Origin of the sequence: Klenkia marina (assembly GCF_900101025.1) — a bacterium.
Taxonomy (GTDB): domain Bacteria; phylum Actinomycetota; class Actinomycetes; order Mycobacteriales; family Geodermatophilaceae; genus Klenkia; species Klenkia marina.
Window position 1 is genome coordinate 616052 of sequence record NZ_FMUH01000002.1, and the last position, 22434, is coordinate 638485.

Here is a 22434-nt window from a genome sequence, read left to right on the forward strand (position 1 = left end):
GCATGGCTGACAGCGAAGTCCTGCTCGAGGTGGACGGCGGCGTCGCCGTCGTCACCCTGAACGCCCCCGACCGGCGCAACGCGCTGACCCCGGCGATGGCCGCGGAGTTCATCGCGGTGCTCGACGAGGTCGACGCCCGCCCCGACGTCGGCGCCCTGGTGCTCACCGCGGTGGGCAAGAGCTTCTGCGCCGGCGGCGACGTGCAGACCCTGCTGGACGCCGGCCAGGACCCGGCCGCCGGGCCCGCCTGGGACGGCATGGGCGCCATCTACGACTCGTTCTACCGGCTGGGTCAGGTGCGGGTGCCCACGGTGGCCGCCGTCCGCGGTTCGGCCGTGGGCGCCGGGATGAACATGCTGCTGGCCGCCGACCTGCGGGTGGTGGCCGACGACGCCCGGCTGATCTGCGGCTTCCTCAAGCGCGGCCTGCACCCCGGCGGCGGGCACTTCGTCATCCTGTCCCGGCTGATCGGCCGGGAGGCCGCCGCGGCGATGGCGATCTTCGGCGAGGAGATCGACGGCACCCGGGCAGCCGAGCTCGGCCTGGCCTGGGCGTCGCTGCCGGCCGACGAGGTCGAGGCCCGGGCCCGCGAGCTGGCCGCCCGGGCGGCGGCCGACCCCGAGCTGGCCCGGGTCGCCGTGGCCAACTTCCGCAAGGAGACCGGCCCGCCGCACGTGTCGTGGGAGATCGCGACCCAGTTCGAGCGGCCGGCGCAGATGTGGTCGATGCGCCGGTCCGCCGAACAGGGCTAGGTGCTCAGGTCGTCTTCTGCTCCTTGGGCTCCGCGCGGGCGTCGAGCTGGATCTCCTTGTCCGCGCGGGGCACGCCCTCGCGCAGCTCGATGGTCCGCTCGCGCTCGGCGTCCAGCTGCAGACCGATGAGCAGCACCAGGTTGGTGATCCACAGCCAGACCAGGAAGACGACGACGCCGGCCAGGGCGCCGTAGGTCTTGTTGTAGCTGCCGAAGTTGGCCACGTAGAACGCGAACAGCGCCGAGGCGATGATCCACACGACGAGGGCGAAGGCCGCGCCGGGGGAGACCCAGCGGAAGCCGCGCAGCCGGACGTTCGGCGTCATGTAGTACAGGATCGCGATCATGATGGCCACGACCACGACCATCACCGGCCACTTGGCGATGTCCCAGATGGTGGTGGCGGTGCTGCCCAGGCCCAGTGCGTTGCCGATCGCGTCGGTGATCGGGCCGGTGGCCACCACCGACAGCGCGATGAGCGCGACGAAAAGGACGCCGATCAGCGTGATGAGCAGCTGCAGGGGCTTGAGCTTGTAGAACTTGCGCCCCTCGGGCGTCTCCCAGATGACGTTGGCCGCGCGGGTGAAGGCCCCGACGTAGCCCGAGGCGGCCCACAGCGCGCTGGCCAGGCCGATCACCAGGGCGAAGCCGGCCGTGGCCGTGCTGCCGGCGAGGTCCTCGATGACCCCGCTGAAGGTGTCCGAGGCGCCGCCCGGGGCGACCTGGTCGAGCACCGTGGTCAGCGCGTCGGTGACCTGGCGCGGGTCGAGCACCAGGCCGACGACCGAGATCATCGCGATGATCGCCGGGAACATCGCCAGCACGAAGTAGTAGGTGAGCGAGGCGGCCCAGTCGGTGAGGTTGTCCTCGCTGGTCTCGCTGACGAGCCGCTTGAGGGTGCCGCCGGTGGTCGCCTTCCCGGGTGCGCCGGTGGGGGCGTGGTCGGCGCGGCCACCGGCGGAGATCTTGTCGTCGTGCGGTGCCGGGTCGGGCTCGCGGCTGTTGGTGCGGGCACTGCTGGACATGGCGACTCCGGGCGAGGGGTGGGTGGCGGGCGGCGGCTTCACCCCGTGGGTGCTCCCTGCCCCGCCCGACCGACCCGGAACCCTCGTGCGCGGGGGCCCGCCGACCGACCTCAGGCCGGCTGGCGGGCCGAGGTGAGCCGGCGTCCGTGCTCGGCGGCCTCGACCTCGGCGGCGGCCTTGAGCTCGGCGGCCATCTCGGTGAACTCGTCGAGCGCGGGGTTGACCCCCACCAGGGTGAACTCGCGGGTGACCACGGTGAGGTCCAGCTGCCACACGTCGGCCAGGATGCGGCGCAGCCAGCCGGTGGCGTGGTCCCAGTCCTCGCGCGGCGTCCCGGCGCTGTAGTTGCCGCCGTGCACGGTGACGAGGACAGCGGGCTTGCCGGCCAGCGGCGGCTGGGCCCGCGGGCCCATGCGGGGGTCGGTGATGACGAGGTCCACCCAGGTCTTCACGTGCTGGGAGACGCCGAAGTTGTACAGCGGGACGGCGAGCAGCAGCGCCTCGGCGTCGACCAGCTCGTCGGTCAGCGTGGCGGCGAGCGCGAGCGCCCCGGCCTGCTCGGGCGTGCGCTGCTCGGCCGGCAGGTAGGAGCCGCTGACCGCAGCGCCCCAGGCGTCGGCCGGCAGCGGCTCGGTGCCCACGTGTCGGCGGGTGACGGGTGCGTCGGGGTTCCCGCCCCGCCACTCGGCCTCCACGATGTCGGCGATGGCGCGGCTGGCGGAGCCCTCGGTGCGGATGCTGGCGTCCAGGCGGAACAGGGACATGACTACCTCACTCGGTTCGTAGAGGTCGCTAGGAAAAACAGAGCGACGCCGCAGAAGCTAGCACGGGTACGCTGCTGCCGTGGCCGACGACGCGCAGCACGAACCCCGCGCGTGCGACGCCGCCCTCGCCCAGGCCTTCGGGTTCCTGGGCAAGCGCTGGAACGGCATGGTGCTGGGCGTGCTCAGCGGCGGCCCTGCCTCGTTCAGCGAGCTGCGCCGCGCGGTGGGCGGCATCAGCGACTCCGTGCTGTCCGACCGGCTCACCGAGCTGGCCACCGCCGGGCTGGTCCTGCGCTCGGTGGACGACGGCCCGCCGGTCGGGGTGTCCTACGCGCTCACCCCGGCAGGCCGCTCGCTCACCCCGGTGCTGGACCAGCTGGCCGGCTGGGCGCAGCAGAACCTCCCGCCGCGCTGCTCCTCGGCGGGGTGACGGGCCTCAGCGGATGCCGCTGACCGGGGACCACTCCCCGGCGCCGGCGGTGGCCCGCTCGACGTCCGCGAGCTCGTCGGGCCGGTGCTGCCCGGCTCGCCGCTCGGCCGCCCGGCCCCACAGGGCCACCAGCAGCGTGACCAGCGCGCTGCCGCCGCCCAGCAGGGCGACGACGGTGAACGACCCGCTGCTGGGCAACCCGGTCGCGTCGGCCGACCCGGCGACGACGGTGACGATCAGTGCGCTGGCCAGCGCACTGCCCACCGAGCGGCTGATCGAGTTGACGCCGTTGGCCACCCCGGTCTCGGCCGGTTCGACGGCCTGGACGACGAGGGCCGGCAGCGCCGCGAACGCGACGGTGACCGCGAGCTGGGTGAGCAACCCGACCAGCACCACCACCCACGGGGTCGACCGGGCCACCGCGAACAGGGTGAACCCGGCCAGCCCGGACGCCGCCCCGATGAGCAGCGTCGTCTGCCCGCCGATGCGGGCCACCACCTGGCCGGCGAACGGCGCCAGCACGATGCCGGCCACGCCGCCGGGCAGCAGGTAGACCACGGCCGCCTCGAGCGTGGTGGCGCCGAAGCCGTACCCGGCCGCGGTGGGCACCTGCACGAACTGGGTGACGGCCAGGAACGAGGCGAACAGACCGAAGCCGGTCATGAGGCCGGCGACGTTGGGCACCAGCATGCGGCGGTCGGCCAGCAGCTGCGGGCGCACGAGCGGGTGGGTGCGACGGCGCTGCAGCACGACCCACCCGGCCAGCACGACGACCGCGCCGGCCAGGCAGCCCAGCGTGGCCGGGGACGACCACCCCCACGTGTGCCCCTGCGAGAGCGGCAGCAGCAGCAGCACGAGCCCGGCGCCCAGCACGGCGGCGCCCCACCAGTCGACCCCACCCGTGGCGCTGGCCGGCCGGTCGGGCAGCGCCCAGGCGGCCAGCGCGAGGGCGACCAGCGCGATCCCCAGGCCCAGCCAGAACGGCCGGTGGTAGTCACCGCCGTCCTCGGTGAGCAGGCCGGTGACCACCAGGCCGATGACGCCGCCGACGGCCAGCGTGCTGGAGACGATCGACATGGCCACGGTGAGCCGGGCGGCCGGCAGCTCGCGGCGCAGGATCGAGATCGACAGCGGGAACAGCCCGTACGAGGCGCCCTGCAGCACCCGGGCCACCAGCAGCAGCGGCAGCGAGGTCGTGAGGACCGCCAGCAGCGTGCCCGCGGCGATCACCACCAGGACGCCGAGCACCACGCGGCGCTCGCCCAGGGTGTCGCCCAGGCGGCCGATGACCGGGGTGAGCACGGCGGCGGCGAGCAGGTTGGCGGTGAGCACCCAGCCCGCGGCGCCGGCGCCCACGCCCAGCTGCGTGCCGATGACCGGCAGCATGGGCACCACCAGCGACTGCAGCAGCGACAGGGTGGTGACGGCGAGGGAGAGCGTGAGCACGAGCAGCCCGACGCGCGGAGCTCGGCTGGGCACGGGTCCTCCGGAGGCTGGGGAACAACAGGTTGGCCCGTGCATCAGACCACGTCGCGCCGGGCTGTGATGACCGTTACCCAGTGTTCACCCGGGTTCGGTCAAGGAGCGGGGTTGAACTCCCGACACTGGGGGCAGGTTCCGTCACGGACGACGGGCCACCGGTACCCCGGTGGCTGACCGACTGGATGGGGAGAACGACTTCACATGGTGCTCTGGCCGCTCGTGGCCCTGCTGGGCTTCCTCGTGCTGACCGGACTCGTGATCGCCATGGGGACGCAGTCGACGTCCCGCTACGAGGCCGAGAAGCGCTCCGCCGCCGCCCCCCGGGCCCGGCACGCCGCCCCGGAAGCCGTGACCGCGGTCCTCTGACCCCTCAGAACCACTCCGGCTGCGTGTCGAGCGTGGTCCGGTCCAGCGAGGCCAGCAGGTCCAGCTGCGGACCCACCCGCGGCAGTTCGTACCGCTGGAAGTACCGGGCCGCCGCCCGCTTGCCGGCGTAGAAGTCGCCGGTCCCGTCGCCGGCGGCCAGCACCTGCTCCAGCCACAGCCACGCGACCACCACGTGGCCCACCGCCTCGAGGTAGACCGTCGCGTTGGCCAGCGTGGCGTCGGGGTCACCGGCCGACCACAGGGTCGCGGTCACCTCGCCGACCCGGGCCACCGCGGCGTCGACGTCCTCGGCGAACGACGCCCACTCGGTGCCGGCGGCCCGCGCGGTCGTCGCCCCGATGGTGGTGGCCAGCAGGCGCAGCCCCTCGCCACCGCCGGCGACCACCTTGCGGCCGAGCAGGTCCAGGCCCTGGATGCCGACCGTGCCCTCGTGGATGGGGTTGAGCCGGTTGTCCCGGTAGAACTGCTCGACGGGGAAGTCGCGGGTGTAGCCGTAGCCGCCGTGCACCTGGATGGCCAGGTCGTTGGCAGCCAGCCCCCACTGCGAGGGCCAGCTCTTCGCGATGGGCGTGAGCACCTCGAGCAGGGTGTGCGCCGCGGCGCGCTCGTCGGGCGTCGGCGCGGTCTGCTCCTCGTCCACCAGCTTCGCGCAGTACAGGCCGAGCGCCAGCCCGCCCTCGACGTAGCTCTTGGCGGCCAGCAGCATCCGCTTGACGTCGCTGTGCTCGATGATCGGCACCGGGGAAGCCGACGGATCCTTGCCGGCCGGGGGCCGCCCCTGCGTGCGGGTGCGGGCGTAGTCGAGCGCGTGCAGGTAGCCGGTGTATCCCAACGCCGTGGCGCCCAGCCCGACCCCCACCCGGGCCTCGTTCATCATGTGGAACATCGCGGCCAGGCCGCGGTTCTCCTCGCCCACCAGCCAGCCCACGGCGCCCGGGCGCCCGCCGGGGGTGTGCACGCCCTCGCCGAAGTTGAGCAGGGTGTTCGTGGTGCCCCGGTAGCCCATCTTGTGGTTCAGCCCGGCCAGCACCACGTCGTTCCGTTCGCCGATGCCCTCCCCCTCGGGGAGGAACTTGGGGACGACGAACAGCGAGATGCCCTTCACCCCGGCCGGGCCGCCGGGGACCTTGGCCAGCACCAGGTGGACGATGTTCTCGCTCAGTTCGTGGTCGCCGCCGGAGATCCACATCTTCGTGCCGGTCAGCCGGAACGAGCCGTCCTCGCACCGCTCGGCCCGGGTGGTGATGTCGGCCAGCGACGACCCGGCCTGCGGCTCGCTGAGCGCCATCGTGCCGAACCAGCGGCCCTCGGCCATCGGTCGCACGTAGGTCTCGACCTGCTCGGGGCTGCCGTGGGCCAGCAGCAGGTGGGCGTTGGCCATGGTGAGGAACGGGTAGGCCGAGCTGCCCACGTTGGCGGCCTGGAACCACGCGGTGGCCGCCTTGCTCACCACCTGGGGCAGCTGCATGCCGCCGAGCTCCTCGGGCAGGGTGCCCGCCGCCAGCCCGGCCTCGCCGAACACCTTCAGCGCCGCGGCCACCTCGGGCACCAGCACGACCTTGCCGTCGACGACGTGCGGCTCGTTCTCGTCGGCCAGCCGGTTGTGCGGTGCGAAGTGCTCGACGGCGATCTCGGCCGCCAGGTCGACCACGGCGTCGAAGGTCGCGCGGTCGTGCCCGGCGAACCGCTCGCGCTGAGTGAGCTGCTCGACCTGCAGCCACTCGTGCAGCAGGAAGTCCAGATCGCGACGGGACAGGACGAGCGATGCGCGCATGCCCCGAGGCTAGGCCCGACTCTCTTGATCTTGCAGTTCGGCAACGGTGGCGCACGGTCGGTCGGCGTGTCGGCGTTGCCGAACTGCAAGATCAATCCGCGAGGAACGTCCGGAGCGCGCCGAGGGTCTGCATCGGGGCCTCGTCGACCAGGAAGTGGCCGGCGTCGATCGGCTGGCCCGTGACTAGGTCGTCGCGCTCGGCCCGCTCGCGCCAGACCGCCAGGACGTCGTCGGGACCGGTGCCCACGACGCCGTGGGCACCCCACAGCACGAGCAGCGGGCAGCTGACCCGGTGGCCCGCCGCGGCGTCGGCGGCGTCGTGCTCGAGGTCGACCGAGGCGCCGGCGCGGTAGTCCTCGAGCATGGCGTGCCGGGTGGCCGGGTCGGCGAAGCAGCGCTCGTACTCGGCCAGCTGGGCGGGGGAGTGCGCACCGAGCGGACCGCCCCAGCCGCCGAGCAGCGTGTGCAGGTAGCCGATCGGGTCGCCGGCGATCAGGTCCTCGGGCACCGGCGCCGGCTGCAGGTAGAAGAACCAGTGGTAGTAGGCGGTGGCCAGGCGCCGGTCGACGTGCGCGTACACGTGCGCGGTCGGCAGGACGTCGAGGACGGCGGCCCGGGTGACGCGGTCGGGGTGGTCGAGCGCGAGCCGGTGGGTGACCCGGGCCCCGCGGTCGTGCCCGACGACGGCGTAGCGGTCGTGGCCCAGGTGCGCCATGAGGGCGGCGACGTCGGCAGCCATCGCGCGGAACGAGTGGGGCCGGTGGTCGGCGGCGTCCGCGGGTCTGCCCGAGTCGCCGTAGCCGCGCAGGTCGGGGACCACCAGCGTGTGGTCGCGGGCCAGCTCCGGGGCGATGCCGGCCCAGAGCGCATGGGTCTGCGGGTAGCCGTGCAGCAGCACCAGCGGCGGTCCCTGGCCCCCGAGGACCGCGTGCACCCGCGTGCCGCCGTGCTCGTGCTCGACGTCCAGGTCGAGCACCTCGAAGCCGGGGAACAGCGCATCGCCCATGCGGGCACCCTGCCCGAACGCGACCGCCCCCGCAGCGGGTGCGCTGCGGGGGGCGGTGGGGTGACGCGGTGGGGTGACGCGGTGGTGCGGTGGACGTCAGTCCTGGGGCCGACCGGCCGGGAGGTGGTCGGCGGGGATGCTGTCGAGCCCGGTCGGGGCGTCGTCGTCCCCCTCGTGCCTGCCGTGGTCGTCACCGACGTCCTCGTGCTTGCCGAGCGGCTGGTCCCCCACGCGGGCGTGGCGACCGGTGTCGCTCGTGCTGGTCGCGGCGCTCGACGTGGGTGCGGCGGCCCCGACCGCGTTCGCGGCCACGGTGGCCGGCTGCTGGGCGGGCGCGTCCGCGGTGGGCGCACCCTCCGCGGCACCGGACTGCCGGGCCTGGACGCCGGACTGGTTGCGCAGGGCGACCTGCGGCAGCCAGAACAGGACCACGAACCCGACGACCAGGGCGGCCGCGGCCAGCAGGAACACGAAGTCGATCGAGGTCGCGAAGCCGTCCTTGAACGGCAGCGCCAGGGCCGGGTCGATGCGCTGGATGAACGAGGTGTCCGACAGGTCGGCGCCGGCGCCCTGCAGCTGCTGGAGCTGGTCGGGGTTGGCCTGCGCGGCCTGCTGGAACGCCGCGGACGACTGGGCGTCGGCGTAGGCGTCGCCGATGTTGGTCGGCAGCGAGCTGAACAGCACCGACAGGAAGATCGCGGTGCCCAGCGTGCCGCCCATCTGGCGGAAGAAGGTGACCGAGGAGGTGGCCACGCCGATCTCGCGGGGGCTGACGGCGTTCTGCACGGCCAGGATGATCGGCTGGAAGTTGAAGCCCAGGCCGACACCCATGGCCACCATGAACGGCACCATCACCCAGTAGTTCGTGTCGGCGCCGACGACGAACGACAGCGACGTCAGCGCGCCGATCATCAGCACCAGGCCGATGAGCGGGAACTTCTTGTACTTGCCGCTCTTGCCGATCGCGATGCCCGAGCTCATCGCGCCGGTCATGATGCCCAGCACCAGCGGGATCATCTGCAGGCCGGCCTCGGTGGCCGAGGAGCCGTGCACGATCTGCAGGTACTGGGGGAGCAGCAGCAGTCCGCCGAACATGCCCATGCCGACCACGACCGAGCTGATCGCGCTGACCGAGAACGTGCGGTTGGTGAACATGCGCAGCGGCAGCAGCGCGTCGTCGCGGTAGGCGCGCTCGGCGAGCACGAAGGCGACGAAGCCCACGGCCCCGATGGCGTAGCAGACGATCGCGCTGGTGGAGCTCCAGCCCCAGGTGCGGCCCTGCTCGGCGACGATCAGCAGCGGCACGAGGAAGGCGATGAGGGTGATGGCGCCCGGGTAGTCGATGCGCCGGCTCTGCCGCTGGTGGGGAAGGTGCAGGTTCTTGAAGACGACGGCCAGGGCGAGGATGCCCAGCGGCACGTTGACCCAGAAGATCCAGCGCCAGCCCGACAGGCCCAGGATCGAGTCCTGGCCGGCCAGGGCGCCGCCGATGACCGGGCCGAGCACCGAGGAGGTGCCGAAGACGGCCATGAAGTAGCCCTGGTACTTCGAGCGCTCACGCGGCGGCACGATGTCGGCGATGATCGCCAGCGCCAGCGACATCAGGCCACCGGCGCCGATGCCCTGCACGGCCCGCCAGGCGGCGAGCTCGTACATCGAGGTGGAGATGCCGCACAGGGCGGAACCGACCACGAAGACCGCGATGGCGAAGATGAAGAACGGGCGGCGCCCGTAGATGTCGGACAGCTTCCCGTACAGCGGGGTGGCGATCGTCGAGGTGATGAGGAACGCCGTGGTGGCCCACGCCTGCAGGTCGTAGCCCTTCAGGTCGTCGGCGATGGTGCGGATGGCCGTGGAGACCACGGTCTGGTCCAGCGCCGCCAGGAACATGCCCAGCAGGAGGCCGACCAGGATCGTGATGATCTGGCGGTGGGTGAAGGTGCCGTCGGCGCCGGGGGCGGCGGCGGCCCGGCGGCCGGCCGAGGCCTCCGCGCGGTCGGTGGTCTGGGTCATCGGTCCTTCTCGGGGGTGGGTCGGGACTGGGCGGCGACCACGGAGGGGAGCGCGTCGGTGAGGTCACCGACGAAGCGCTCCAGGAGGTCGCCGAAGGCGGTGAGGTCCTCGTCGGACCACTCGGCGGTCACGGAGTCGAAGAGGGCCTCGCGCTCGCGGTGCATCGCGGCGACGACGTCCGTGCCGGCCGGGGTGATGACGAGCTGGCTGGCGCGGCCGTCGTGGGCGTCGGCGACGCGCCGGACGAGACCGGCGTCGACGAGGACGGTGACGTGCCGGCTGACCGTCGAGGGGTCGGCGTGGACCATCTCGGCGAGGGCGCTCTGCCGCTGCGGTCCCAGGCGGGACAGCGGGAAGAGCAGCACGTGCGCGGCCCGCTCGCGGGAGTCCCCGCCGGCGGTGACGGCGGCCTTCAACGCGTGGACGACGCGCATGAGGCGGGCCATCTGGTCGGACACGGTGTGCACGTCACCCCGTCTCTCGGGCGAGGCGGGCGCGGAGGCCACCAGGGAGTCGTTCACGGGCGCTCCGGGGGAGGAGGTGGGGCGGCCCCGCGGTGGCGGGACGGTTGGACGGTACAACTCGTTGTGCGGTACATGCAATCAGTTGCACCGTGCATGTTGATGTGATGCGTGCAACTGGTTGCGCGGAGCATCGTCAACCAGGTGGCGGCGGGGTGGGAAACTGGTGGGCGTGAGCACCGGGACCGACGAACTGCGGTCCCGCCTGCCCGGGCTGACCCTCGACGACGAGCACCGCCTGCGCCGCCGCCTCGACCAGCTGCGCGGGGTGCGCGACCCGGCCGCCCGGGCCCGCAAGCACGAGCAGCTCGCCGCCGACGTCGGCCGGGCCGAGGCGCGCATCGCCGCCCGAGCGGCCGCCGTCCCCACGGTCGCCTACCCCGAGCAGCTGCCGGTCAGCGGACGGCGCGAGGACATCGCCGCGGCCATCCGCGACCACCAGGTCGTGGTGGTGGCCGGCGAGACCGGGTCGGGCAAGACCACCCAGCTGCCCAAGATCCTGCTCGAGCTGGGCCGGGGCGTGCGCGGCCGCATCGGGCACACCCAGCCGCGCCGCATCGCCGCCCGCACCGTCGCCGAGCGCATCGCCGAGGAGCTGGGCTCCGCCCTCGGCGAGGTGGTCGGCTACAAGGTGCGGTTCACCGACCAGGTCAGCGACACCAGCCTGGTCAAGCTCATGACCGACGGCGTGCTGCTGGCCGAGGTGCAGCGCGACCGGCTGCTGCGCCAGTACGACACGATCGTCGTCGACGAGGCCCACGAGCGGTCGCTGAACATCGACTTCCTGCTCGGCTACCTGGCCCAGCTGCTGCCCCGCCGTCCCGACCTCAAGGTCGTCATCACCTCGGCGACCATCGACGTCGACCGGATCGCCAAGCACTTCGGCGACGCCCCGGTGGTGGAGGTCTCGGGCCGCACGTACCCGGTCGAGGTCCGGTACCGGCCGGTCGTGGACCCCGACGACCCGGAGGCGGACCCCGACCGCGACCAGGTGACGGCGATCGTCGACGCCTGCCGCGAGCTCGTGGCCGAGGGGCCGGGCGACGTGCTGGTGTTCCTGGCCGGCGAGCGCGACATCCGCGACACCGCCGACGCGCTCGGCGACGCGGCCCTCCAGGCCGAGGTGCTGCCGCTCTACTCGCGGCTGTCGGCCGCCGACCAGCACAAGGTCTTCCAGGCCCACACCGGCCGCCGCATCGTGCTGGCCACCAACGTCGCCGAGACGTCGCTGACCGTGCCCGGCATCCGGTACGTCGTCGACCCCGGCACCGCCCGGATCAGCCGGTACTCCGCGCGCACCAAGGTGCAGCGGCTGCCGATCGAGGACATCAGCCAGGCCTCGGCCCGGCAGCGCTCGGGCCGGTGCGGCCGCACCTCGGACGGCATCGCCATCCGGCTGTACAGCGAGGCGGACTTCGAGAGCCGGCCCGAGTTCACCGACCCCGAGATCCTGCGGACGTCGCTGGCCTCGGTGCTGCTGCAGATGGCCTCCCTCGGCCTCGGCGCGGTGGAGGACTTCCCCTTCCTCGACCCGCCGGACCGGCGCGCGGTCGCCGACGGCTACGCGCTGCTCGACGAGCTCGGCGCCCTCGACGACGGCCGGCTCACCGAGACCGGGCGGGCCCTGGCCGCCCTACCGCTGGACCCCCGGTTGGCCCGCATGGTGGTCGAGGCCGACCGGCGCGGGGTGCTGGAGGAGGTGCTGGTCATCGCCGCGGGGCTCACCGTGCAGGACGTGCGCGAACGCCCCGCCGACGCGCAGGCCGCCGCCGACCAGATGCACGCCCGGTTCGCCGCGGAGGACTCCGACTTCGTCTCGCTGCTCAACCTGTGGCGCTACCTCACCGAGAAGCAGTCCGAGCTGAGCGGCAACCAGTTCCGGCGCACCGTCAAGCGCGAGTTCCTGCACTGGCTGCGCATCCGCGAGTGGCAGGACCTGCACGGCCAGCTGCGCGGCACCGCCCGGCGTCTCGGCATGACGGTGCAGGACGGGCGCGGCGGCGTGGCGGCGGAGCCCGACGAGCGGGGGGTGCACGCCGCGCTCCTGTCGGGGCTGCTCTCCCAGGTCGGCCTGCAGCAGGACCTCGGCAAGGACGCCTCGCCGGGGGACAAGCGGCGCGGGTCGAGGGAGTACCTGGGTGCCCGCGGCGCGAAGTTCGTCATCGCGCCGGGCTCGGTGCTCACCCGCAAGCCGCCGCGCTGGGTGGTCGCCGGCGAGCTGGTCGAGACCAGCCGGCTGTTCGCCCGCACCGTGGCCCGGGTCGACCCCGAGACGATCGAGAAGCTGGCCGACCACCTGGTCAAGCGGCAGTACTCCGAGCCACGGTGGGACGCCAAGCGCGGCTCGGTCGTGGCCACCGAGCGGATCACGCTCTACGGCATCCCGCTCGTGGTCGGTCGACGCGTGCAGTACGGCTCGATCGACCCCGTGGTCAGCCGTGAGCTGTTCATCAGGCACGCGCTGGTGCAGGGCGAGTGGCAGACCAACCACCGGTTCTGGGCGCACAACCAGGCGGTGCTGGCCCAGGTCGCGGAGCTCGAGGAGCGCGCCCGCCGGCGCGACCTGCGGGTCGACGACGAGACGGTCTTCGAGCTCTACGACGCCCGCGTCGGGCCCGAGGTGGTGTCCACCCGGCACTTCGACACCTGGTGGAAGCAGGCCCGCCGGCAGCACCCGCACCTGCTGGACCTCACGCCGGGGATGGTCACCGACGCCGGTGTCGCCGAGCAGGTCGCCGCCGGCGACTTCCCCGACGAGGTGCACCTGACGCACGGGCTCGTGCTGCCGCTGTCCTACGCCTTCGACCCGGGCGCCGCCGACGACGGCGTGACCGTCGACGTCCCGCTCGGCGTGCTCGACACGGTGGCCGCCGAGACCTCCGGTGCCTCGCTGGCGTGGACGGTGCCCGGCCAGCGCGAGGAGCTGGTGACGGCGCTGCTGCGCGGGCTGCCCAAGCAGCTGCGCCGCGGCCTCGTGCCGATCCCCGACCGGGTGCGCGAGGTGCTGCCGCACATCGACCCCACCGAGCCGCTGCTGCCGGCCCTCGAGCGCGAGATCCGTCGTTCGGTGGCGGTGCTGGTCCCGCACGACGCGTGGGCGCCGGCCTCGGTGCCCGACCACCTGCGGGCCACCTTCCGGGTGCTCGACGACCGCGATCGGCCCCTGGCGTCGGGCAAGGACCTCGAGGCCCTGCGCCGCCAGGTCGCGGGGGAGTCCAGGAAGTCGCTGGCCAAGGCCTCGGCCGACGTCTCGCGCACCGGCCTGACCTCCTGGACCCTCGGCACGCTGCCCGGGACCGTGCAGGTCGACCGGCAGGGGCACCTGGTCACTGCCTACCCGGCGCTGGTCGACGAGGGCGCCACGGTCGGCGTCCGGGTGGTGCCCACGGCCGCCGAGGCGTCGCGGCTGACCTGGCTGGGGGCTCGCCGGCTGCTGCTGCTCGCCGTCGGCTCGCCCGCGGCCAAGGTGGTGAAGTCGCTGCAGCCGCGCACCCGGCTGGCGCTGCAGTTCAACCCCGACGGCGAGATCCCCGACCTGGTGGCCGACTGCGTCGACGCCGCCGCAGACGAGCTGATCGCCCAGCACGGCGGCCCGCCCCGCACGGAGGAGGCCTTCGCCGTGCTCGTCGAGGCCTCGCGCACGCAGCTGCACACCCTGACGGCCGAGACCGTGCGCCGGGTCGAGGCGGTGCTCACCCAGGCCCGCGAGACCGCCATCGCCATCGGCGCCGCCCCCGGGCGGGGCGTGCCGGCGGCCGTCGTGGCCGACCTGCGCGCCCAGATGACCGGGCTGCTGCACCGCGGGTTCGTGGCCACGCTCGGGCACCGGCGGCTGCGCGACGCCGTCCGGTACCTCACGGCCATGGCGGTGCGGTTGGAGAAGCTGCCCGCCGGCGCGGGCCGCGACGCGATCCACCAGGAGCAGGTGGAGGCGGTCACCGAGGAGTACCGGCAGCTCCGGTCGCGGGTGCCCTCGGTGGGCGGCCCGGACGACCCCGTGGCCCGCATCCGCTGGATGGTCGAGGAGCTGCGCGTGAGCCTGTTCGCGCCGTCGGTCGGCACGCCCCGGTCGGTCAGCGAGCAGCGGATCGTCAAGGCCATCGACGCCCTGGGCTGAGTGCGCCGGCGTTTGCGCGGCGCGCCGGTCGGGGAGGGACGAGCAGGACCGTCCACCGACGAAGGGCCCACGATGAGCAAGCACAGCGCCGAGACGCACGCCGCCGGCGAGGGGGTCAGCGACCGCGAGATGGTCGAGACCGTGGCCGCGCAGACCGACAGCGCGTCGGAGAACGCGCAGAACGCCGGCAAGGACTGGGACGGCGACCCCTCCGAGGCCCCCGCGCCGACCGAGTAGGGCTCAGGCCCGCGACGGCTCCGGCAGGACGACGTCGCGGGCCGCCCCCCAGCCCGACCACGCCAGGGGCACCAGCAGCGCGAGCAGCAGCCCCAGCGACCACGACCAGCCACCCGTGAGGTCGTGCAGCGCGCCGAGCACCACCGGGCCGAGCGCGGCGAACAGGTAGCCCAGGCACTGCGCCACCCCGCCGAGGCGGGCAGCGGTCAGCGGCGTCGCGCTGCGCAGCACGACGAGCGTCAGCCCCAGGGCGAAGCCGCCCCCCTGGGCCACCCCGAACAGCACCACCCACACCACGGTGCCCGTCGTCGGGGCCAGCAGCAGCCCAGCCAGCCCCACGAGGTAGCCGGCGACCACCGCCGCGACCAGCGAGCGCTGTCCGCGGTGGCGCTGCTGCAGAGCACCGGCCAGCGTGGGCGCGACGAACGCCCCGACCGCGCCGGCCACCGTGGCCACGGCCAGCAGCGCCCCGCCCGCCTCCACCGGCAGCCCCTCGTCGGCCAGCAGGGTGGGCAGCCAGGCCGAGAGCCCGTAGAACTGGATGCTCTGCAGCCCCAGGTAGATCGTGGCCTGCCGGGCCGTGGCGTGCCGCAGCAGACCCCACGACCCGCCGGGCGCGGCTGGTGCGCCGCGGTCGTCCCGTCCGGTGCCGGCCACCGGGAGCCACACCGCCAGCCCGAGGACGGCGAGCGCGCCCCACACGGCCAGCGCGCCGCGCCAGTCCAGCCCCAGCGCGGCGCCGACGGGCACCGTCAGCCCGGCGGCCAGGGCGGCACCGACGTTGAGGGCCGCGGAGTACAGGCCCATCGGGAGCCCGGGCCGGGCGAACTCGCGCTTCACGTAGGCCGGCACCAGCACGTTGGCCACCGCGATCGCGCCGCCGGCCACGACGGTGCCGGCGTAGAGCACGGCCACGGGGGACAGCAGCCGCAGCGCCGTCCCGGCCACCAGCAGCACGAGCGAGGCGGCGACGGCGGTCTCCAGGCCCACCCGGCGGGCCACGCGCGGCGCCACCGGGGCGAAGGCGCCGAAGCACAGCACGGGCAGCGAGGTGAGCAACCCGGCGAGGGCGCTGGACAACCCCGTGTCGGCGCGGAGGGCGCCGAGCACCGGGGCCACGCCCACCACGGCCGGCCGCTGGTTCAGCGCCACGACCACGACGGCGACCATCAGCAGCAGCGCGCCGCCGCGCGTGCGCGCTGACTCCATGGCCCCAGCAGACCACGGACCGGGCGGACCGGTGGCACCGGGTGCCGCTCGGCGGAAGGCAGGGTGTCGCCGCTCACACGCGGCGTGCGAGAGTGACGCCGAGCACCCCGCCCGCGGGGCGCGTTCCACCCGTCGCCCAGCAACGGAGCGAGCCCATGAGCATCCTCGGCACCCGGGTCGTCCGCACGGAGGACCCCCTCTTCCTCACCCGTGGGGCGGTCTACACCGACGACCTCACCGACCCCCGCCTCGCCGGCGCCCTGCACGCCACCTTCGTCCGGTCGACCGTCGCGCACGGCACCGTGACCGAGGTCGACGCCTCGGCGGCCCGCGAGGCCCCCGGCGTCGTCGCGGTCTACACCGCCGAGGACCTCGGTGACCTGCAGCCGGTGCCCCCGCCGCTGCCCTTCCTGGACGCCGGCTTCGCCCGGCCGTGGCTGGTGCCGGTGGGCGGGCGCGTGCACTTCGTCGGCGACCTGGTCGCCGTCGTCCTCACCGAGGAGCGCTACCAGGGCGAGGACGCCGCCGAGATGGTCGTCGTCGACATCGACCCGCTGCCGGCCGTGGTCGGCACCGCGGCCGCCGCCACCGACGAGACCGTGCTGTTCCCCGAGGTGGGCACCAACAAGGTCGCCGCGTTCGGCGAGCCGGCCCCCGAGGACTTCTTCGCCGACTGCGAGGTCGTCGTGACCCGCGCGATCGTCAACCAGCGCGTGGCCGCGGCCCCGCTGGAGACCCGCGCGGCCTCGGCGGCCTGGGGCGAGGACGGCCGGGTCACCATCTGGTGCACCAACCAGGGCGCGCAGCAGGCCCAGGGCCAGATCGCCGGCTGGCTGGGCCTGGACCCCAAGCTCGTGCACCTGGTCACCCCCGACGTCGGCGGCGGGTTCGGCGCGAAGATCGGCGCCGACCAGGAGTACGCCTTCGTCGCGTGGCTCGCGCAGCAGGCCGGGCGGCCCGTGCGCTGGGCCGAGAGCCGCTCGGAGAACATGACCGGCATGCTCCAGGGCCGCGCCCAGGACCAGGTCATCACGATCGGCGGCGACCGCGACGGCACCGTCAAGGCCTACAGCCTGGTCGTGAACCAGGACTGCGGCGCCTACCCGCGCATCGGCACCGTGCTGCCCACCCTGACGATGCTCATGGCCGCCGCGGTCTACGACATCCCCAAGGTGCACGCCCAGGCCACCTGCTACGCCACCAACGGCACCTCGATCGGCGCCTACCGCGGCGCCGGCCGGCCCGAGGCCACCGCCGCCGCCGAGCGGGCGATGGACCTCTTCGCCGCCGAGATCGGCATGGACCCCGCCGATGTGCGGCGCAAGAACTTCATCGCACCCTTCACCGAGCCGTTCACGACGTCCTCGGGCGCGACCTACGACAGCGGTGACTACGCCGCGGCGCTGGACCGGGTGCTGGAGGCCGCGGGCTACGCCGAGCTGCGGGCCGAGCAGGCCCGCCGCCGCGAGCGCGGCGACGTCCGCCAGCTGGGCATCGGCGTCTCGGCCTACGTCGAGATCACCGGCGCCGACTCCGGCCACGGCACCTCGGAGAACGCCGAGCTCGAGGTGCACCCCGACGGGACGGCGACCGTGCTCACCGGCACCTCGCCGCACGGCCAGGGCCACGCCACCACCTGGGCGATGCTGGCCAGCGAGCAGCTGGGCATCCCGGTCGAGAAGATCACCGTGCTGCACGGCGACACCGACCGCATCCCCGACGGCGGCGGCACGATGGGCTCGCGCTCGCTGCAGCAGGGCGGCGCCGCGGTGCACCAGGCCGCCGTCGAGCTGGTCGAGGTGGCTCGCAAGCGCGCCGCCGAGCTGCTCGAGGCCAACCCCGACGACCTCGAGGTCGACCTCGCCAACGCGGGCCTGTCGGTCAAGGGCACGCCCGGCACGGGCATCACGTGGGCGCAGCTGGCCGCCGACGAGCAGCTGATCGTGCAGACGACGTTCACCGCGAACGCGCCGACGTTCCCGTTCGGCGCGCACGTCGCCGTCGTCGAGACCGACGTCGAGTCGGGCAAGGCCGTGGTCACGCGGCTGATCACCGTCGACGACGCCGGCACGATCATCAACCCGTTGCTGGCCGAGGGTCAGCGGCACGGCGGCATCGCGCAGGGCGTGGGGCAGGCGCTGCTGGAGGAGATCCTCTACGACGAGGACGGCAACCCGCAGACGTCGACCTTCGCCGACTACCCGTTCGTCTCGGCCACCGAGCTGCCCAGCTTCGAGCTGGTCGAGATGGCCACGCCCACCCCGATGAACCCGTTGGGTGCCAAGGGGATCGGCGAGGCCGGCACCATCGGCTCCACCCCGGCGGTGCAGTCCGCCGTCGTCGACTCCGTGGCCCACCTGGGCGTGCGGCACATCGACATGCCCGCCACCTCCATGCGCGTCTGGCGCGCCGTCCGCGAAGCCCAGAAGGGGAGCACCAACTGATGCAGGTCTCGATGACCGTCAACGGGCAGCAGCGGACCGACGAGGTCGAACCGCGCACGCTGCTGGCGCACCACCTGCGCGACAACCTGGGGCTGACCGCCACCAACATCGGCTGCGACTCGACGTCGTGCGGTGCCTGCACCGTCATGGTCGACGGGCTCACCGTGAAGAGCTGCACGGTGCTCGCGCTGCAGGCCGAGGGGTCGGAGGTCACCACGCTCGAGGGCCTCTCCACCGACGGCGAGCTGCACCCCGTGCAGGCCGCCTTCCGCTCCGAGCACGGCCTGCAGTGCGGGTTCTGCACCTCGGGCATGGTCATGGCCGCCGTCGGCGTCCTGGCCGACAACCCGAACCCCACCGACCGCGAGGTCCGCGAGGGTCTCGAGGGCAACCTCTGCCGGTGCACCGGCTACCACAACATCGTGCAGGCGGTGCTCAAGGCCGCCGAGTCCGGCCCCGCCGCCGGCCAGGTCCCCTCGGCCAAGCAGGAGGTGACCGCGTGATCCCCGCAGCGTTCGAATACGTGCGGGTGTCCACCGTCGACGAGGCGGTGGCCGCCCTGGCCGAGCACGGCGAGGACGCCAAGATCCTGGCCGGCGGGCACTCGCTGCTCCCGATCATGAAGCTGCGGCTGGCCGTGCCCTCGGTGCTCATCGACATCTCCGGGGTGCAGGAGCTCTCCTACGTCCGGGTCGACGGCGACGAGGTGGCCATCGGAGCCGGCACCCGGCACCACGAGCTGGAGAAGTCCGAGGTCGCCCAGGCCGAGGTGCCGCTGCTGCCGCACGTCGCCTCCCGGGTCGGTGACCCGCAGGTGCGGCACAAGGGCACGCTCGGCGGCACCGTCGCGCACTGCGACCCGGCGTCGGACCTGCCCACCGCCCTGCTCGCGCTCGGGGCGACCGTGGTGGTCCAGGGCCCGTCGGGTCGGCGGTCGATCCCGATCACCGAGTTCTTCCTCGGGTTCTTCGAGACCGCGATGGAGGAGGGTGAGCTGATCGTCGAGCTGCGGGTGCCGCGCACCGGTGCCGGCGGCTGGGGCTACGAGAAGTTCACCCGCCGCGAGAACGACTGGCCCATCGTCGCGGCCGCCGCCGTGCACCTGCCCGACGGCTCGGTGGGCGTGGCCCTGGCGAACATGGGCGGCGTGGTGCTGAAGGCGTCCGCCGTCGAGGCCGCGCTCGCCGAGGGGAGGAGCATCGAGGACGCCGCCGAGCTGGCCGCCGAGGGCACGTCGCCCTCGAGCGACATGCACGCCGACGCCGAGTACCGCTCCCACCTGGCGCGCCTGCTCACCAAGCGCGCCCTGAAGGTCGCCTCCGGCGAGACCGGGGCGAGCACCGCGGAGTCCACGGCCGCCTGAGCCGTCGGGGGTCCTCCGACCGGGTGACCGGCCGGGGGACCCCGGTGGACGAGCGGTCCTCGTGGCCTCCGCCGAGGGGCTGGAGGTCCAGGAGCCCCACCGGCGCATCCGGTTGCGGTGGGTCGACATGACCGACATCGGGGCCGGCCCGGCGCAGAACGGCTACCGCACCCCGGGCAGCACCGGCCGGCGCGTGCAGGCCCTGACCGCCGCGCCCACCGCCCGGTCGACGGCGGTGCACGGGCCGACCCAGGTCGAGCTGTCGCCGCAGATCCCGGCCCTGCAGAAGGCGAACATCGACCAGGAGGCGCGCGAGCAGCGCCCGCACGTCGACCTGGGCGCCTACGCCCCCGACTTCCCGGCGGGCCGGCTGGGCGAGTGGTTCCGCGCGCAGCGCCCCGACCTGCTGGGCTGAGCGGCGCTCACAGCATGCCGGCGCCCACCGTGGCGTTGGTGGCCTCGTCGACGAGGATGAAGCGGCCGGTGACGCGGTTGCGGGCGTAGTCGTCGACGAACAGCGGCTGCATCGCCTTGAGGGTGACCCGGCCGATGTCGTTGAGGCCCAGTTCGCCGGCCTCGACGTCGTGGTCGAGGGTGTTGACGTCGAGCCGGTGGTGCACCGAGGTGACGACCGCGCGCACCGAGCGGGTGGTGTGCTTGAGCACGAGCTTGCGGCGCCCGCGCAGCGGCTCGTCGGCCATCCAGCACACGACGGCCTCCAATTCCTGGGTGACCGCGGGGGCGTCGTCGAGGTGGCAGACCAGGTCGCCGCGGGAGACGTCGACGTCGTCGGTGAGCCGCACGGTGACCGCCATGGGCGGGAACGCGACCTCGACCGGACCGGCCGGGCCGTCGATGCCGGCGATGGTCGTGGTGCGCCCCGAGGGCAGCACCTGCACGGCGTCGCCGACCCGGAGCACCCCGCTGGCCACGGTGCCGGCGTAGCCGCGGTAGTCGCGGTGGGCGTCGGACTGCGGCCGGATGACGTACTGCACCGGGAACCGGGCGTCGGCCACGTTGGCGTCGCCGACGACCTCCACCTGCTCGAGGTGGTGCAGCAGCGAGGGGCCGTCGTACCAGGGCATGTTCTGCGAGGCGGTGACCACGTTGTCCCCGGCCAGCGCCGAGATGGGCACGACCGTGATGTCGGGGACCCCCAGACGTGCGGCGAAGGTGGTGGCCTCGTCGCGGATGGCGGTGAACACGCCCTCGGACCAGTCGACGAGGTCCATCTTGTTGACCGCGACCACGAGGTGCGGCACCCGCAGCAGCGCGGCCAGGAAGGCGTGGCGACGCGACTGCTCGAGCATGCCCTTGCGGGCGTCGACCAGCACGATCGCGAGGTCGGCGGTCGAGGCGCCGGTGACCATGTTGCGGGTGTACTGCACGTGCCCGGGGGTGTCGGCCAGGACGAAGGTGCGCCGCGGAGTGGTGAAGTACCGGTAGGCGACGTCGATGGTGATGCCCTGCTCGCGCTCGGCCCGCAGCCCGTCGGTGAGCAGCGAGAGGTCGACGTGGTCGCCGCGGGAGGCCCGCGAGATGGCCTCGTACTGGTCCTCGAAGACCGCCTTGGAGTCGTAGAGCAGCCGGCCGATGAGCGTGGACTTGCCGTCGTCGACCGAGCCGGCGGTGGCGATGCGCAGCATGTCCTTGCGGGCGCTGGCGATCTCGGCCGCCGCGGCGGTGAGGGTGTCGACGGGGGCGCTCACGCGGCCACCTCCTGGGTGTCTGGCTGGCTGGGGAGCGTGCAGGGGCGGACGCTGGCGGGGTGTTCTTCGCCCCGCTGGTGCCCGGCCTGCTCGTGGTGGTGGTCGGCTACCTGGCGGGCTACGGCCTGACGGCGCTGGTCGACGACCTGCTCGGGCACCCGCTGGGCTCCCGCGCGCCGGAGGTCGTCGGTTGGCTGACCGGGCTGGTGCTGCTGCTGGTCACGGTGCGCTGGCTGCTGCGCCGGCGCCGCCATCAGAAGTAGCCCTCCTTCTTGCGGTCCTCCATGGCGGCGTCGCTGACCTTGTCGTCGCCGCGGGTGGCGCCACGCTCGGTCAGCCGGGTCACCGCGATCTCGGCGATGACCTCCTCGACGGTGGAGGCGGTCGAGCGCACGGCGGCGGTGAGGTTGGCGTCGCCCACGGTTCGGTAGCGCACCGACTCCCGGAACACGGTCTCGCCGGGCTTCGGGGTGATGAACTCGTTGACCGCGTAGAGCATGCCGCCGCGGTCTACGACGTCGCGCTCGGCGGCCAGGTAGAGGTCGGGGATCGCGATGCGCTCCTGCGCGATGTAGCCCCAGATGTCCAGCTCGGTCCAGTTCGACAGCGGGAACACCCGGATCGACTCGCCCAGGTGGATGCGGCCGTTGTAGAGGTCCCACAGCTCCGGGCGCTGGTTCTTCGGGTCCCACTGGCCGAACTCGTCGCGGAAGCTGAACACCCGCTCCTTGGCCCGCGCCTTGTCCTCGTCGCGGCGGGCGCCGCCGAACAGGGCGGTGAAGCCGTGCTGCTCGACCGCGTCGAGCAGCACCGGGGTCTGGATGCGGTTGCGCGACCCGTTGGGCTCCTCGCGCACCGTGCCCGCGGCGATCGCGTCGGGCACCGAGGCCACGACCAGCTCGACGCCGAGCTCGGCCACCCGGCGGTCGCGGAAGGCCAGCACCTCCGGGAAGTTCAGCCCGGTGTCCACGTGCATGACCGGGAACGGGATGCGGGCCGGGGCGAAGGCCTTGCGCGCCAGCTCGAGCATCACGATCGAGTCCTTGCCGCCGCTGAACAGCAGCACCGGCCGCTCGAGCTCGGCGGCGACCTCGCGCAGCACGTGCACGGACTCGGCCTCGAGCCGCTGCAACTGGGTCAGGTGCAGGTCAGGCATGCTCACGCGCGGGTGCTCCGGGGTGCTCGACGACGGTCCACTCCCC

20 protein-coding genes are annotated in these 22434 nt (G+C 73.7%); 10 read left to right on the plus strand and 10 right to left on the minus strand.

Annotation, left to right across the window (positions count from 1 at the left end; translation table 11 throughout):
• Positions 1-2 precede the first annotated feature (2 nt).
• A complete protein-coding gene (locus BLP29_RS08140; RefSeq protein WP_092802195.1) occupies positions 3-752 on the plus strand; it encodes an enoyl-CoA hydratase/isomerase family protein in 750 nt (249 codons plus the stop codon).
• A 4-nt stretch (positions 753-756) separates the two neighbouring features.
• On the opposite strand, the gene BLP29_RS08145 is transcribed toward BLP29_RS08140, so the two are convergent.
• On the minus strand, positions 757-1776 hold the full coding sequence (locus BLP29_RS08145) for a YihY/virulence factor BrkB family protein (protein ID WP_092802198.1): 1020 nt from the start codon (positions 1774-1776) through the stop codon (positions 757-759).
• 110 nt (positions 1777-1886) lie between these two features.
• Positions 1887-2540: an FMN-dependent NADH-azoreductase gene (locus BLP29_RS08150; RefSeq protein ID WP_092802201.1), complete on the minus strand. Its 654-nt coding sequence runs from the start codon at positions 2538-2540 to the stop codon at positions 1887-1889.
• A 79-nt stretch (positions 2541-2619) separates the two neighbouring features.
• Between BLP29_RS08150 and BLP29_RS08155 the strand changes: the two genes are divergently transcribed.
• Positions 2620-2970, plus strand: coding sequence for a winged helix-turn-helix transcriptional regulator (locus BLP29_RS08155; RefSeq protein WP_092802205.1), 351 nt, complete (start codon positions 2620-2622; stop codon positions 2968-2970).
• A gap of 6 nt (positions 2971-2976) precedes the next feature.
• On the opposite strand, the gene BLP29_RS08160 is transcribed toward BLP29_RS08155, so the two are convergent.
• Positions 2977-4449, minus strand: coding sequence for an MFS transporter (locus BLP29_RS08160; RefSeq protein ID WP_243469784.1), 1473 nt, complete (start codon positions 4447-4449; stop codon positions 2977-2979).
• 204 nt (positions 4450-4653) lie between these two features.
• Between BLP29_RS08160 and BLP29_RS20970 the strand changes: the two genes are divergently transcribed.
• Positions 4654-4818, plus strand: a complete 165-nt coding sequence (locus BLP29_RS20970) for a hypothetical protein (RefSeq protein ID WP_165839327.1) — start codon at positions 4654-4656, stop codon at positions 4816-4818.
• Between the two features lie 4 nt (positions 4819-4822).
• On the opposite strand, the gene BLP29_RS08165 is transcribed toward BLP29_RS20970, so the two are convergent.
• From BLP29_RS08165 to BLP29_RS08180, 4 genes are all read right to left on the minus strand, one after another.
• Entirely contained in the window at positions 4823-6613 is a 1791-nt protein-coding gene (locus tag BLP29_RS08165; protein ID WP_092802210.1) for an acyl-CoA dehydrogenase, read from the minus strand.
• Positions 6614-6704: 91 nt separating this feature from the next.
• On the minus strand, positions 6705-7619 hold the full coding sequence (locus BLP29_RS08170; RefSeq protein WP_092802213.1) for an alpha/beta fold hydrolase: 915 nt from the start codon (positions 7617-7619) through the stop codon (positions 6705-6707).
• Positions 7620-7715: 96 nt separating this feature from the next.
• The gene (locus BLP29_RS08175; RefSeq protein ID WP_092802216.1) at positions 7716-9632 is read right to left on the minus strand and encodes an MDR family MFS transporter; all 1917 of its coding nucleotides are present in this window, start codon (positions 9630-9632) and stop codon (positions 7716-7718) included.
• Positions 9629-10090: a MarR family winged helix-turn-helix transcriptional regulator gene (locus tag BLP29_RS08180; RefSeq protein ID WP_243469785.1), complete on the minus strand. Its 462-nt coding sequence runs from the start codon at positions 10088-10090 to the stop codon at positions 9629-9631. Before BLP29_RS08180 ends, BLP29_RS08175 begins: the two co-directional genes overlap by 4 nt.
• Positions 10091-10325: 235 nt before the next feature.
• Between BLP29_RS08180 and hrpA the strand changes: the two genes are divergently transcribed.
• Positions 10326-14270, plus strand: coding sequence for an ATP-dependent RNA helicase HrpA (gene hrpA / locus BLP29_RS08185; protein ID WP_092803157.1), 3945 nt, complete (start codon positions 10326-10328; stop codon positions 14268-14270).
• Positions 14271-14342: 72 nt separating this feature from the next.
• Positions 14343-14507 carry a hypothetical protein gene (locus BLP29_RS20975; RefSeq protein WP_165839328.1) on the plus strand — a complete coding sequence of 55 codons (165 nt, stop codon included), beginning with the start codon at positions 14343-14345 and terminating at the stop codon, positions 14505-14507.
• A gap of 3 nt (positions 14508-14510) precedes the next feature.
• Here BLP29_RS20975 and BLP29_RS08190 read toward each other — a convergent pair whose 3' ends face one another.
• The gene (locus BLP29_RS08190) at positions 14511-15716 is read right to left on the minus strand and encodes an MFS transporter (RefSeq protein WP_092802220.1); all 1206 of its coding nucleotides are present in this window, start codon (positions 15714-15716) and stop codon (positions 14511-14513) included.
• Positions 15717-15871: 155 nt separating this feature from the next.
• Here BLP29_RS08190 and BLP29_RS08195 point away from each other — a divergent pair, with 155 nt between their 5' ends.
• The 4 genes from BLP29_RS08195 to BLP29_RS08210 all read left to right on the plus strand — a co-directional run bounded on the left by BLP29_RS08195 (position 15872) and on the right by BLP29_RS08210 (position 19938).
• Entirely contained in the window at positions 15872-18160 is a 2289-nt protein-coding gene (locus BLP29_RS08195; protein WP_092802223.1) for a xanthine dehydrogenase family protein molybdopterin-binding subunit, read from the plus strand.
• Positions 18160-18663 (plus strand): (2Fe-2S)-binding protein, encoded by a 504-nt coding sequence (locus BLP29_RS08200; protein WP_092802226.1) that lies wholly within the window; start codon positions 18160-18162, stop codon positions 18661-18663. Before BLP29_RS08195 ends, BLP29_RS08200 begins: the two co-directional genes overlap by 1 nt.
• Positions 18660-19523 (plus strand): FAD binding domain-containing protein, encoded by an 864-nt coding sequence (locus tag BLP29_RS08205; RefSeq protein ID WP_092802229.1) that lies wholly within the window; start codon positions 18660-18662, stop codon positions 19521-19523. Before BLP29_RS08200 ends, BLP29_RS08205 begins: the two co-directional genes overlap by 4 nt.
• A gap of 61 nt (positions 19524-19584) precedes the next feature.
• On the plus strand, positions 19585-19938 hold the full coding sequence (locus BLP29_RS08210) for a hypothetical protein (RefSeq protein ID WP_092802232.1): 354 nt from the start codon (positions 19585-19587) through the stop codon (positions 19936-19938).
• Between the two features lie 7 nt (positions 19939-19945).
• Here BLP29_RS08210 and BLP29_RS08215 read toward each other — a convergent pair whose 3' ends face one another.
• Complete coding sequence (locus BLP29_RS08215; protein WP_207798381.1) at positions 19946-21232, minus strand: sulfate adenylyltransferase subunit 1; 1287 nt, start codon at positions 21230-21232, stop codon at positions 19946-19948.
• Positions 21233-21291: 59 nt separating this feature from the next.
• Here BLP29_RS08215 and BLP29_RS08220 point away from each other — a divergent pair, with 59 nt between their 5' ends.
• Complete coding sequence (locus tag BLP29_RS08220; protein WP_092802235.1) at positions 21292-21495, plus strand: hypothetical protein; 204 nt, start codon at positions 21292-21294, stop codon at positions 21493-21495.
• On the opposite strand, the gene cysD is transcribed toward BLP29_RS08220, so the two are convergent.
• Positions 21486-22388 carry a sulfate adenylyltransferase subunit CysD gene (gene cysD, locus BLP29_RS08225; RefSeq protein WP_207798408.1) on the minus strand — a complete coding sequence of 301 codons (903 nt, stop codon included), beginning with the start codon at positions 22386-22388 and terminating at the stop codon, positions 21486-21488. The genes BLP29_RS08220 and cysD overlap by 10 nt on opposite strands.
• Between the last annotated feature and the right edge of the window lie 46 nt (positions 22389-22434).